General features: G+C 45.2%; 10 protein-coding genes. 5 read left to right on the forward strand and 5 right to left on the reverse strand.

Features of this window, described 5'->3' with window-relative positions; genetic code table 11:
• Nucleotides 1-183 precede the first annotated feature (183 nt).
• Together NSS82_RS08000 and NSS82_RS08005 are read left to right on the forward strand one after the other, a co-directional pair.
• Nucleotides 184-957 (forward strand): SDR family NAD(P)-dependent oxidoreductase, encoded by a 774-nt coding sequence (locus NSS82_RS08000; RefSeq protein WP_036675873.1) that lies wholly within the window; start codon nt 184-186, stop codon nt 955-957.
• Between the two features lie 499 nt (nt 958-1,456).
• Complete coding sequence (locus NSS82_RS08005) at nt 1,457-1,816, forward strand: hypothetical protein (protein ID WP_036675871.1); 360 nt, start codon at nt 1,457-1,459, stop codon at nt 1,814-1,816.
• Between the two features lie 64 nt (nt 1,817-1,880).
• Here NSS82_RS08005 and nrdF read toward each other — a convergent pair whose 3' ends face one another.
• The 5 genes from nrdF to NSS82_RS08030 all read right to left on the reverse strand — a co-directional run bounded on the left by nrdF (nt 1,881) and on the right by NSS82_RS08030 (nt 9,122).
• The gene (gene nrdF, locus NSS82_RS08010; RefSeq protein WP_076099522.1) at nt 1,881-2,840 is read right to left on the reverse strand and encodes a class 1b ribonucleoside-diphosphate reductase subunit beta; all 960 of its coding nucleotides are present in this window, start codon (nt 2,838-2,840) and stop codon (nt 1,881-1,883) included.
• Between the two features lie 39 nt (nt 2,841-2,879).
• On the reverse strand, nt 2,880-4,964 hold the full coding sequence (nrdE, locus tag NSS82_RS08015) for a class 1b ribonucleoside-diphosphate reductase subunit alpha (RefSeq protein ID WP_076099523.1): 2,085 nt from the start codon (nt 4,962-4,964) through the stop codon (nt 2,880-2,882).
• On the reverse strand, nt 4,951-5,310 hold the full coding sequence (nrdI, locus tag NSS82_RS08020) for a class Ib ribonucleoside-diphosphate reductase assembly flavoprotein NrdI (RefSeq protein ID WP_036675861.1): 360 nt from the start codon (nt 5,308-5,310) through the stop codon (nt 4,951-4,953). The genes nrdE and nrdI overlap by 14 nt, the downstream gene beginning before the upstream one ends.
• A 404-nt stretch (nt 5,311-5,714) precedes the next feature.
• Complete coding sequence (locus NSS82_RS08025) at nt 5,715-7,364, reverse strand: helix-turn-helix domain-containing protein (protein ID WP_052096847.1); 1,650 nt, start codon at nt 7,362-7,364, stop codon at nt 5,715-5,717.
• A gap of 30 nt (nt 7,365-7,394) precedes the next feature.
• Nucleotides 7,395-9,122, reverse strand: a complete 1,728-nt coding sequence (locus NSS82_RS08030) for a sensor histidine kinase (RefSeq protein ID WP_244886431.1) — start codon at nt 9,120-9,122, stop codon at nt 7,395-7,397.
• Between the two features lie 323 nt (nt 9,123-9,445).
• Here NSS82_RS08030 and NSS82_RS08035 point away from each other — a divergent pair, with 323 nt between their 5' ends.
• The 3 genes from NSS82_RS08035 to NSS82_RS08045 all read left to right on the forward strand — a co-directional run bounded on the left by NSS82_RS08035 (nt 9,446) and on the right by NSS82_RS08045 (nt 12,681).
• The gene (locus tag NSS82_RS08035) at nt 9,446-10,789 is read left to right on the forward strand and encodes an ABC transporter substrate-binding protein (protein ID WP_038569278.1); all 1,344 of its coding nucleotides are present in this window, start codon (nt 9,446-9,448) and stop codon (nt 10,787-10,789) included.
• Nucleotides 10,790-10,887: 98 nt separating this feature from the next.
• The gene (locus tag NSS82_RS08040) at nt 10,888-11,826 is read left to right on the forward strand and encodes a carbohydrate ABC transporter permease (RefSeq protein ID WP_036675858.1); all 939 of its coding nucleotides are present in this window, start codon (nt 10,888-10,890) and stop codon (nt 11,824-11,826) included.
• A gap of 15 nt (nt 11,827-11,841) precedes the next feature.
• Nucleotides 11,842-12,681 carry a carbohydrate ABC transporter permease gene (locus NSS82_RS08045; RefSeq protein WP_080742424.1) on the forward strand — a complete coding sequence of 280 codons (840 nt, stop codon included), beginning with the start codon at nt 11,842-11,844 and terminating at the stop codon, nt 12,679-12,681.
• The last annotated feature ends 63 nt before the right edge of the window (nt 12,682-12,744 follow it).

Genomic DNA, 12,744 nt, shown 5'->3' on the forward strand with positions numbered 1-12,744 from the left:
TTGGAAAAGTAGATTAAAATATTGATTGCTATATACAATTAAATACAATAAAGTTGTCATATAGAGGATAATTTTGTCGATTTTTCTGCAAAAATGTTCCAATCTACACTGTATCAGGTGACATTAGGGTCTATGAGGTTCAAATCCTCTTCCTGAAAAAGACATAAGAAAGTGGTGCGCATAATGAGTAGCAACAGATTTGAAAACAAAGTAGTTATTATTACGGGTGCTGGTACCGGAATCGGAAAAGCTACAGCATTGAGAGTAGCAAGAGAGGGTGGTACTGTAGTAGTTGCCAATCGATCAGATGCTGGCGCTAACACAGTCGAAGAAATCAAAGCTTTAGGTGGAGAAGCGCTGTTTGTGCGGTCAGACGTTTCAGTTGAAGCAGACTGCAAAAATATCGTAGATCAAACCTTAGCAGCTTATGGAAAGATTGATTGCCTTTATAATAACTCAGCAATTACAGGAGATAATGCGGATGTTACAGAATATGATCCGATATTGTTTCAAAAGGTGATTCAGACAAATCTTAATGGCCAATTCTACATGTTGCATTATGCATTACCACATATGAAATCCGGTGCTTCCGTTCTAAACTGTTCCTCCTTGCATGGTATTTTTATTGGGATGGCAAATGATGCAGCTTATTCAGCAAGTAAACACGCCATTGTGGGCATGACTAAATCGGTTGCTAAAGAAGTGGGTCACCGTAATATCAGAGTAAATGCTATTTGCCCTGGTCCTATCCCTACACCAACCATGAACAGATACGAAAAGCTGTTGTCTGATGATGTAGAGATGCTTCAATCTCTTATCGCTTCTGGAACGGCTTTGGGCAGATATGGTACGCCTGAGGAAGTAGCTGCTTTTGCATGTTTCCTTCTAAGTGATGAGGCTTCATTTATTACAGGTACAGCACATGTGATTGACGGGGGTTACTCCGCAACTAAGTAATTAGACGGATTAATTTACTTATATAAGCATCTAGTATCGAAGGCTTTGCGGCGTATTCCTGTTCGGAAATCCTGTAGGATAAATGGACTGGAGTTGGAAGGCGCACGCAGAGCCTTTTTTAGTTGTTTCTAAATGATAACGGAATTACACAAGTGTGAATGAAATTAAGGCAAATATAACCATGGATATGTTGGAATTTGTAGAAATTTGTATTTTAATATAAATAAAAAAAGAAATTTGTCGATAATAATATAGGTAATAGGTATGAGTTAAAATATATTAGAAAGGATGTTGCAATAAAACGATACAGGAAATAGATGTCATTTACTATTGATTGTAACGATATGGCATCATTTAAACAAGGCAGTTTGTTCCAAACCCAGTTGCCAAAAGTAGAAGTTACTGAAAAGCCTGGGCAGAAATTTTTTTGTCTGTTGGAGTTACATACATTACTTTCTATTATTAAAAAATAACTATTAAAACTTGGAGGAATACAATTATGTCATACACAATTAAATACAACAAAAGTGAAAACCACATCGATGTAGTATCTATCGATTTTTCTGCTGAGGATGTTCCAGGATACTTGAAAGATTTTGAGAATATCATGAAGCTTGTTAGTCCTAAATTTACGGGTACAACTGATGTAACTGAATCTGCAAGTGTACTTTCTCCTGAAGTTGCAGCAATGTTGGCTCCAACAGGTGAGATGGCGAAAGCAGCTGGTCAAGCAGGATGGGCTTATGTAACTAAAAACCCAATTTGGAAAATGCAATTGAAACGTATTTTTGGCAGAGATTTTGCTGATGCTTACGATACCTATGAAGAAGCTAGAACAGTACTGAAAAAATTGCAATAATCTAATAAATAGAGTTAGCAAAAAGTGCGGAGAGCTTTCTCCGCACTTTTTGTTTTATCTATATTTAAAATTGAAAATCTTCATCCTTCAGTGGCTCCACATTAAGCGCCCGGACATATCCGTTGCCTTTCTTCGAGAAGAAGTCATGCTGCTTGGTGTGGGTGCTGATCCCGTTCTGAACAATCGGGTTGATCTCTTCCTCGTCAAATAGCGGATCATGGCCCAGATTCATCATCGCTTTATTGGCATTGTATCTTAGGAAAGTCTTAACCTCGTCCACCAATCCGATAGGGGCATAAATCTGCTCGGTATAACGCTCTTCATTCTCATGCAGCAGTCGAAGCAATTCTACCAGCGTATGGTGAAGTTCGCGTTGCTCGTCTTCTGGGAGCCCGTCAAAGATCTCTTGTGCCAGCACGCCGACATATACCCCATGGATGCTCTCATCCCGTAGAATAAGGTCGATGATCTCACCGCTGCAAGTCATTTTGCCCTGCCCAGCCAGATATAGGGGATAGAAGAAACCACTGTAGAACAAGTAGCTCTCGAGCAGGACGGAGGCTGCCATGGCAAGGTACAGGTCTTTAGGTGAGTCTATGTTTTTGTAATATTGTGATATGGTCTCCGCTTTGAACTGGAGGAAGGGGTTCTCTTCTACCCAGCGGAATACACTGTCGATCTCCTCTGTAGAGGACAAAGTGGTGAAAATACTGCTGTACGATTTGGCGTGAATTTGTTCCATCATGCCCATGAAGCCCAGTACGGCTTTACGTTGAAGGCCTTCGACATGCTCCATAATCTGCGGCATTCCGACTCCGCCTTGAATCGTATCCAGCAGTGTCAGACCGCCCAGCACCTTCATATAGGAGTCCTTTTCTTGCTCACTGAGCGTGAGCCAGGACATTTTATCATCGGATAATGGAATTTCATCGTCCGTCCAGAATTGCATAATGTTCTGATTCCAGAACATCAATGAGAAATCGTCGTCGGGACGGTTCCAGTTAACGGCTTGGATAGCGGTCATAATATTGCAATCTCCTTTTCTGCGGCTATAGCCTTCCTTTTAGATTGAGCAGGTGAGGCATTCCTCGACAGACAGCTTTTTGGTCCGGGTGTAATACAGCGACTTCAAGCCTTTATGCGCCGCATACAGGTAGGAGCGGGCCAGTTCTCTGGTGGAAACATCACTGTTAACATGCAGAACGGTCGAGATACCTTGGTCGATATGGGGCTGAATTTCCGCGATCAGATCGATTACCTTGAACTGGTCCATCTGGTAAGCCGATTTATAGAAAAACACATTGTCCGGCCGCAGGTACGGCATCGGATAATAAGTAGTTGAATTAGCATAAGTCCGAGTCTCAATCTGCTCAACAATCGGCATAACGCTTGAAGTGGCGTTTTGGATATAGGAAATGCTGGCCGTTGGCGCAATCGCCAAACGGTAAGCATGGTATAGGCCATTTGCTTTTACCGCATCCCGCAATTGTTCCCAGTCAGCTGGGGATGGGATATAAATATCTCCGAATAACTCTTGTACCCTTGGGGTAACCGGACGGTAATCGGTAGTCAGGTAACGCTCAAAATAAGCTCCCGTAGCATAATCAGAAGCCTCAAATCCATGGAAAGATCGGCCCGTCGCGGCAGCGATTTCCATGCTTTTCTCCAGCGAGTGGAAATTCATGGTCATAAAGAAGGTCCGGGCAAAATCGCGGGCCTGCTCGCTTTCATAAGCAATGTTGTTCTTAGCCAGATAGCCGTGCAGATTCATGACGCCAAGACCGACAGAGTGCATTTCCTTGTTTGCTTTGGCTACGCCTGGGGCATTGGAAATACTGGTCATATCGCTAACAGCGGTCAGGGCGATCATGCCCTCATGTACGGATTCACGGATTTTGCCATGTTCCATCACGTTAACAATGTTCAAGGAAGCCAGATTGCAGCTTACATCGCGGCGGATTGTACTCTCCTGTCCGTAGTCGGCAATCTCTGAGGTCTCCTGCAGCTGGAAGATTTCAGTACAAAGGTTGGACATTTTGATCTGTCCGACGTTTTTCAGGGCATGGGCCGCATTGGCATTGCTCTTGTTCATGATATATGGATAGCCAGATTCCAGCTGGATCATGGCAATTTTGGTCAGCATATCCCGTGCGCTCATAGCTTTCTTCTTTTTGACACGTGGATCGGCCAGCAGCTTATCATACATGTCATCCAGATCCATATCGTCGAGATGCGTTCCGTAGGCTTTGTACACACTGTAAGGAGCAAATACATGCAGCGCTTCATTGTCCTTCGCCAGCTTATAGAAGCGGTTTGGAATAATCAGGCCGATGGACAGGGTTTTGAGTCTTGTTTTTTCGTCGGCATTGATCTTCTTGCTGTCGAGGAATTCCAGAACGTCCCAGCCAAAAATGTTGTAATAGGCTGCTCCTGATCCTTTACGCTGACCCATCTGATCTGCATAGGAGAAGCCGTCTTCCATCAGCTTGAGTACAGGTATAATTCCCTTCGCAGCATCCTCAACACCCTTGATAGTTTCACCACGGGAGCGTAGCTTGGATAGGTTGACGGCCACACCGCCACCGATCTTCGACAACTGCATGCAGGTATTCAGCACATAGTTGATGGAATTGAGCGAGTCGTCCATTTCGATTAGGAAGCAGGAGACGAGCTCACCACGCCGGCTCTTACCGGCATTTAAGAAGGTTGGGGTCGCAGGTTGCAGGCGCTGTTCCATCATCGAACGGGCAAGTACCCCGGCAGTATCGGCGTTGCCGCGTCCCAGGTGAAGGGCGACTGCCGCCACACGGTCCGGGTAATGCTCCAGATATTGTTTGCGGTCATTGGTTTTTACAGCGTAATCCGTGTAGAATTTCGAAGCTGCCATATAAGATGGAAAACTGAAGTTGTAGGCGTGGGTAATCTGGTAGACTTCTTCAATTTCCGCCGTGCTGTACTGTTCGTAAAAATTCTCGTAGAAATCCTGTTCAATCATATAATCAACCTTGGCTTTTGTATTCGCAAAAGCCAGACTCCGGCGCTCTACATCCCGCATAAATTCGGCTACTGCCTCAAGATCTTTGTCTAACTGAAAGAAGCCACTTTCGTCTCTCTTCATCAACATGTTGTTTAATTCAATATGCCGCAACCCGGCTCACCTCCTGTTTAATCCGTTCTACATCGCCAAATGTACCCGATAACTCAAATTTACCGATAACGGGCACGTTATACCGATCTGCAATCAAGTCCGCGCTGTGCGCGAACAGCTCGCCCCAGTTCTTATTGCCGCTGGCGGCGATGCCTTTCAGATTGGCATTATTGTTCTTCAAGAAAGTAGACACCTTTTCTGGAATCTGTCCAAAGCCGGTGGTATATGTAATAAGCACATAGGGCTCGTCAATCGTCATATGCTCCTCAATCTGCACAGCCGGCAACTTAAGTTTGCTGATGAAGCGTCTGACATTTCCTGTTTTTGAATCATACGCGACTAGCATGGTGTCTGTCCCCCTGTAAATATTAAAAACTATTGAAAATAGTATGAAAACTGAATGGATAAGCTTTAAATACTGAAAAATCGTATCTATACTATATTTAGTGTGCGTTGTTTATTTTAATTACTATATGTTGAAAAGTCAATATGGGAACAGCCGTCTTAATAGCTGGGAAAGTGTCTCGTAAGCGGTTTTTTGGCAGGCTTTTAGGGCAGAAAGACCGGAGTATTAGTATTTTGCTAGTTTAAAAATAAAAATAAAAAAATTTGCAGGAGTAAGGGTGATACTTAGGGATGCTGCTGAGGGTGATGGCAAGCCAATAAATCTGCAAGGAACAGAGCCTGCTCCTTGCAGATTTATTGGCTTTATTTTTGCGAAGTGGGGTTATTCTTAATAATCTCTTGATCTCAAGAACGGTTGTTTACTCCGAGGCTTCGGTCAGGCGGTGAATCTGCTTTAAGTTGCTGCATGTATTCTCTGGGGGAAATTCCGGTTACCTTTTTGAAGACCTTGCTGAAATAGAAGGCACTCTCATATCCCAGCTTCTGTGAGATTTCGTAGATGCGACCTTCCCCGCGTGCCATCATTTCTTTGGCTGTCGTGATTTTGATCTCCGTGATATATTCCACATAGTTGACCTTGGCAACCTTGGAGAAAAGGTGGCTCAGATAGTTGGGACTGAAATTGAAGACATCTGCCACTTGATTGAGTGAGAGCTTAGTTCCGAGATTTCGTTTAATATACTCTTGGACATTTTTGACGAGCTGCTCCTTGTAGCTTTGTCTGCGGGTAGAGAGGATGTCCGAGCAACCGTCCCGGAACTGGATCAGCCAGCCGGCGATCTCTTCAATCGTATGCATCTGGTAGATAGCCCGGTAGCCCTCCGGTTCATTTTCGAAAATTTGCTCCACAATATTCTCACCGTCTGCAAGTAGTGAAGTGGCCATATACAGAATGTTGCAGGCGGCATCAGTGGCGGGAACCAGCAGGTCGGCCCGGCCGTCGAAGATTTCGATCATTTTGGAGATAATGGCGTATAAAGCTTGGGTATCCATTTCTTCAAAAGCACGGCGGATCTCTGTACGCAATTCGGAGAAATCAAACAACAGATGATCCTGCTCCAGCGACTCTCCTTCGGCAAAAAACACAAACGACTGTGCTTTAACCGCAGCAGGAAGCGCTTTTCGCGCAGCGAGGTAGCTTTCCCGCAGCAAATAAGGATCCTCGACCGCAAAGCCGATCGCGCCGATGATCCTTACATTGAAGTAGTTATGGAGTATGGAGGCCATATGGGTCAATAGCATTTCAATCTCAGGCATCCATTGCCGTGAATCCGTCCCGTTGACGGGCAGGGTTACAGCAAAATTGCGCAAGTCCAGACTGGTCACATAACAAGGTCTTATGGAAGTAAGCGTATCTTTGGCCATTTGGACGGTACTTGAGCACAGAGCAACCATTTTATCGCCGCGGGGCGGGACACTGTCTGGTCCCAAAATACGGCAAGTGCAGACTAGATAAGCAGGTTCCTTGAGCTCAAGGTTTAAATCATCTCTCTGCAGAAGGTACTGGTTTTTATTTGCGAATAAGTTATTGAACAGGCGGATGAAAAATTTATCGCGTTGGGCTTGTAGATTGCCTCTATGAGCAAGCATGGGATAGCTGTCTAGGGTTTGAAAAGCCTCCAATTGGGAAATTGCTTTCCGAATGGAGGCATCAAGTGCCTCTGGTGTCAGTTCTAGCTTCACTAGATAATCTGTGGCTTGCACTTCAATCGCTCCACGTGCGTATTCGAATTCCTCGTAGCTTGTTAAGATGATAAACAGCGGAAGCCGGCCGTGTTTTTTGCGTACCGCATTGGCAACTTCTAAGCCGCTTTTAATTGGCATTTTTATATCGCTGATTACAATGTCAGGACGAAGGGTGTCAATCATTTCTTCCTCTTGAGCCCCGTTGTGTGCAATGCCGACAATTTCTATATTATATTGCTCCCACTTCAGCATGGACTGCAAGCCGATACAGACCAGCGCCTCGTCATCAGCGATTAACAACTTGATCAATTCCATCACATCCTTGCTTGGTATGCTACTCTATTCCTTTTGCAGGAACGGCAGAAGAATCTTCATCCGGGTATATTGGCCCGACTCACTCTCAATCGAAAGACCGTAATTATCCCCAAATGCCAGGCGCAAACGTTCATTTACGCTGCGGAGTCCAATATTCTCGGGCATTTCTTTGCTTCCGTCACCTGGATTCGACAGAATCGTGGAGATTTCTTCTTCCTTCATCCCTACACCGTTGTCTTCAATCGTAACTAGAATATCGGCGAATCCACTTTTGGCCACCTTAATGAGAATTTCTCCTCTGCCTTTGGGCTCAATGCCATGGAAGATGGCGTTCTCGACCAGGGGCTGGAGCGTGAATCGTGGAATTAGGCCGGTTAGCAGTTCCTCGTTGTCAATCTCCTTTACCATAGAGACCGTACTGCCATAGCGGTATTTCTGAATCAGAAAATAATCATCCAGCAGGCTCAGCTCATCCTTCAGCGGCATCAGTCTACGGTTGTCTTTGGCGATGCTGCGCAGCAGTCTAGATAGTGAAGTGGTCATTTCTGCGATGCCGGTAGCATTCTGAATTGTAGCCATCCATTTGATCGAATTCAGTGTGTTGTACAGGAAATGGGGATTGATCTGACTCTGCAGCATCCGGTATTCCAGCTCCTGTTTCTGTTTCTCGTCAGCGAGCCGGCTGTCCATAAGCGCTACGATATCTTGGGACAGGCGGTTAATACCCCGTCCGACATCGCCAAGCTCGCTGTTCCATTCGATATTGCGGTCCAGCAGGAAATTGCCCTGGGCGATCTTATCAATCCGCTTCTTCAGTTTTTCCACCGGAAGACTGATGGTACGGGTCAGATACAGCGTAATGATAGCGCTTAAGACAATAACCAGGAGACAGACGCCGAGCATAACCAGAATCCATATATTTGTCTTGGGAGCGAACAGGTCATTGGATAAAGTCTGTGACAGAATGACTCCGCTGCGTACGGGATAAGATACCACGATATGGCTCTCTTTCTCGTCCGCCAGCTTGACCATGGACAGCTCGGTTTGCGGACCGACAGGTTTATCATTGGTATAGGCCACCGGTTCATACGGCTCTGCAATGGCGATGACCTGATCGCCGATGAGCTGATAATGATGATTGCCGAGCGTCAGCAGCAGCCGGGAATTCTTCGGCAGGGAGTACCCTTTCAGCTTGTCGGTAATAACAGTGGTATTCGCTAACAGGTACACTGTTCCAACGCGGGAAGCTCCTTTGCCGTAAATAGGAAAAACAAAAGGAATTCCGTTCGTGTTGGAGAGCGGGTCCTTGATCACCCGGTCCCATTTCTCCTCGGCATCGTTGCTAAGGCCGGTAATTTGACCGATATTGTGTATGGTAAGCGGAACAGAGGTGCCGGTTTTATCCACCTGCAGAAACTTTCCGTTGCTATCCGTAACAATCAGACGGCGGGCATAGCTGTTGGAGCGGTTGTTCAGGAAGTCCTGCTGCATCGAGTTGAATACATTAACTGCTTCCTTAGAGCTAGCCTTAGGTGAGCTGAAGTAGTCTGTGATCAGGGTATTAGTAGAAGAGTTAGTGCTGCAGGTCATCGCCAGCGATGACAGATCAATCAAATCCTGTTCAATAATATGGGATACCAGCTGCAGATTGAACTCGGTCGCCTGGATGGTTGTTTTACGCTGATAATAAGTAATTAATTCATAGCTAAAAAAAGACAGCAGCGACGCTATCAGCAGTGCGAATACGGCCATGAGCAGAATAATGCGACTTTTAATGGTGGATTTTCTTACCGTATTTAACACTCCTCTACAAAATGTGAAAACATATAAAGCGTTTTCATATACCATAGCATATTCCTGCGTTCCGATACAGGGGGAGGTACATAAGCTGAATATTTTACATGTTTTAGATAGAAAATTACAGGTTTGAACCGGAGCAGGGAAGAAGAACACAGAAAAGTGAATGAACTTTGTTTGATAATGCATGCCATTCTTGCGGAAAAAGCTATAAACTTTGAACTAAGCTCAGAAGAGCCGATCGTAGTTACACAATCAGAAGAAAAGGGGATATTTAAATGAAACTGAAAAGATTCTATGGCATAACCCTCGCCACAGTATTCTCCATGAGTCTGCTGGCTGGATGTTCTGGTAATAACAACAACGAAGGTGCTGCTGCAACGACAGCTCCAGCAACGGGGAATTCTGCAAACGCTTCCGCTGAACCGAGCCAGGAGCCTGTGACTTTGAAATGGGCCTTGTGGGATTGGGAAGCTACCGCTTACTACAAGCCGCTAATCGATGCCTATAAAGCTGAGCATCCGAATGTAACGATCGAATATGTCGATCTGGGGTCGACGGACTATATGACCATGTTAAGCACACAACTGTCCGGTGGCGCAGATCTGGACGTACTTACAATTAAAGATATTCCGGGCTACTCGAACCTTGTGAAACAGAATCACCTAGAGCCGCTTAAAAGCTTTATGAGTGGCAACGCTATTGATCCTTCGGTATATGGAGGTACTGTAGAACAAATCGAAGTGAACGATGAGGTGTATGCGCTTCCTTTCCGCAGCGATTTCTGGATTCTCTACTACAATAAAGATTTGTTCGACAAAGCAGGAGTGGAATATCCAAGCAATGATATGACATTCGAGCAATATGATGAGTTGGCCAGAAAAATGACTTCCGGCAGCGGTTCTGAAAAAGTGTACGGAGCTCACTACCATACTTGGCGTAGTGCGGTTCAACTGTTCGGTATTCTGGACGGCAAGAACACTGTTGTTGACGGAAACTACGATTTCTTGAAGCCAACCTATGAGCGGATCCTGAAAGAACAGGAAGACGGCATCGTAATGGATTACGCCACACTGAAGACTTCAAGCACGCACTATTCTGGCGTATTCTACAATAATTCCGTTGCTACTATGAACATGGGCAGCTGGTTTATCGCTACACAGATTGAGAAAGTGAAGAGCGGCGAGTCCCAATCGGCTAACTGGGGCATTGCGAAATACCCTCATCCGGATGGTGTGGAAGCCGGTACAACCCTGGGTACAATTACTTCTCTGGCTGTAAATCAGAAATCCAAACATAAAGAAGCAGCACTTGATTTCATGAAATTCGTGACTGGTGAAGAAGGCGCTAAAGTTATTGCTTCCACCGGAACCATTCCAGCGATTAAGAATGATGAAGTTATCAATTCCATTACTTCCATCGAGGGCTTCCCTGCGGATGAGAACAGCAAAGCGGCACTGACTACTGTTAAGACTTATCTGGAAATGCCTATGCATGAAAAGAGCGCGGACATCGAAGTTATTTTGAATGAAGCGCATGACAATATTATGACTAAAAATGCTTCGATTGACGAAGGTTTGGATGATATGAATGCTCGCGTACAGCAGCTCTTGAATAATTAACCTTAAGAGAGCCGGTTCTAAGGGCGGGTGAAAGCCCGCCTTTTATATTAAAGCGTATAGATTTGTGGGGAAGTTTTAGAAGGTTTGGAGGAGAAAGAATGCAGAACGAAACCATATTGGGTACAAAAAAGATCCCTAAACGTCATTTGTCAAAAGGTGTCCGGGAAAACCTGGTAGCTTACAGCTTCATTGCGCCGAACTTTATCGGATTTGCCCTGTTTACGCTGGTACCTATGTTTTTTGCCTTTATCCTTGCTTTTGTGAAATGGGACGGGGCCAATCCAATGAAGTTTATCGGGCTGGACAATTTCACCCGGCTGATCAGAGATACAACATTTCACAAAGCATTATGGAATACCATTGTTTACACTATTGGCGTAGTACCGTTCACCATGATTGTCGCGCTGGCGCTGGCGATTCTGCTTAATCAGAAGATAATGGCCCGCAATTTCATGAGAACCGTATTCTTTTTCCCTTATGTAGCATCCCTGGTAGCCGTTGCTGCCGTATGGAACTTTATCTTCAGTCCTACGATGGGTCCGATCAACAATATCCTGCATACCCTTACCGGTATCCCGCTGGAGGATCTTCCCCGCTGGGCGGCGGATAAACACTGGGCGATGTTCACAGTAATACTGTTCACAGTGTGGAAAAACATGGGTTATTACATGGTTATTTACTTGGCAGGTCTGCAGGGCATCAACCCTGAATTGTATGAGGCTGCTGAACTTGATGGTGCGGGCGCGTGGAGAAGATTCCGCAATGTGACGGTCCCTCAACTGGCGCCTACCTCTTTCTTTGTTCTGATGATTCTAGTCATCAATTCGTTCAAAGTCTACGATATCTTTATCAACCTATTTGCCGGCGCCGATAACCAGTTGAATGATTCTACAAGGGTTATGGTGTATCAAATCTACAATACGGCGTTCCGCTCGCTTGATTACGGATATGCCAGCGCCATGGCCATTGTATTGTTTCTGCTGGTACTTGGCATCACCATCGTCCAGTTCCGCGGCGAGAAGAAATACGGACAATAGGAGGATTCAAAAGATATGGTTGGTAAAAGTAAAGGACTTAGAATCAGCCTTATGGTTCTTGTGTATATTTTGTTGTTTGCGACAGTACTGGCGATGCTGGTTCCGTATATATGGATGTTGTCTTCTTCACTCAAGATGAACAAAGATGTGTTTTCCTTCCCAATGCAGTGGATTCCACAGAATCCGCGCTGGGAGAATTTCGCGGATATCTGGACACGCATTCCGCTGGGCCGTTTTATTTACAATACGGCGAAATTATCGATTATCGTAACGATTCTACAACTACTGACTTCCAGCTTTGCTGCGTATGCGTTTTCCAAACTGCATTTCCGGGGAAAAAACATTCTATTCCTTGGATATATTGCAACAATTGCGATCCCTTGGCAGGCTTACATGGTGCCGCAATTTATCCTGATGCGTTACATGGGGCTTAACAACACGCATTTGGCAATCATACTGCTGCAGGCATTCTCGGCATTTGGAGTATTTCTGATGCGCCAGTTCTATCAAGGTGTTCCGGATGAATTATGCGAGGCTGCCCGTATTGACGGCTTGAGCGAATATGGAATTTGGGCGCGAATCATGCTGCCGTTGTCCAAGCCAGCATTGTCTACATTGACGATCTTCACCTTTGTCGCCACCTGGAATGACTTCCTGGGGCCAATGATTTATCTGACGGATACGAAACTCAAGACCATCCAAATTGGACTAAGAATGTTCATCTCGCAATATTCCGCCGAATATGGCCTGATTATGGCCGCAAGTGTGGTTTCCATTATTCCGGTTGTAATTGTTTTTCTGGCTCTGCAAAAGTACTTTGTACAAGGTGTTGCAGCATCGGGCATTAAGGGCTAGAACCGTATTTCACCTGGCAGTTGCATTTTTTATAGGCTGCCAGGTTTTTTATAAGTCAAAGGG

The organism is Paenibacillus sp. FSL H7-0735 (genome assembly GCF_038008505.1).
Classification (GTDB): domain Bacteria; phylum Bacillota; class Bacilli; order Paenibacillales; family Paenibacillaceae; genus Paenibacillus_AQ; species Paenibacillus_AQ odorifer.

Excerpts from the sequence above, each read along its gene's own strand:
- NSS82_RS08000 (WP_036675873.1), top strand. The coding sequence starts at position 184 with ATGAGTAGCAACAGATTTGAAAACAAAGTAGTTATTATTACGGGTGCT.
- NSS82_RS08005 (WP_036675871.1), top strand. The coding sequence starts at position 1,457 with ATGTCATACACAATTAAATACAACAAAAGTGAAAACCACATCGATGTA.
- nrdF (WP_076099522.1), bottom strand. The coding sequence starts at position 2,840 with ATGACCGCTATCCAAGCCGTTAACTGGAACCGTCCCGACGACGATTTC.
- nrdI (WP_036675861.1), bottom strand. The coding sequence starts at position 5,310 with ATGCTAGTCGCGTATGATTCAAAAACAGGAAATGTCAGACGCTTCATC.
- NSS82_RS08030 (WP_244886431.1), bottom strand. The coding sequence starts at position 9,122 with ATGGCCGTATTCGCACTGCTGATAGCGTCGCTGCTGTCTTTTTTTAGC.
- NSS82_RS08035 (WP_038569278.1), top strand. The coding sequence starts at position 9,446 with ATGAAACTGAAAAGATTCTATGGCATAACCCTCGCCACAGTATTCTCC.
- NSS82_RS08040 (WP_036675858.1), top strand. The coding sequence starts at position 10,888 with ATGCAGAACGAAACCATATTGGGTACAAAAAAGATCCCTAAACGTCAT.
- NSS82_RS08045 (WP_080742424.1), top strand. The coding sequence starts at position 11,842 with ATGGTTGGTAAAAGTAAAGGACTTAGAATCAGCCTTATGGTTCTTGTG.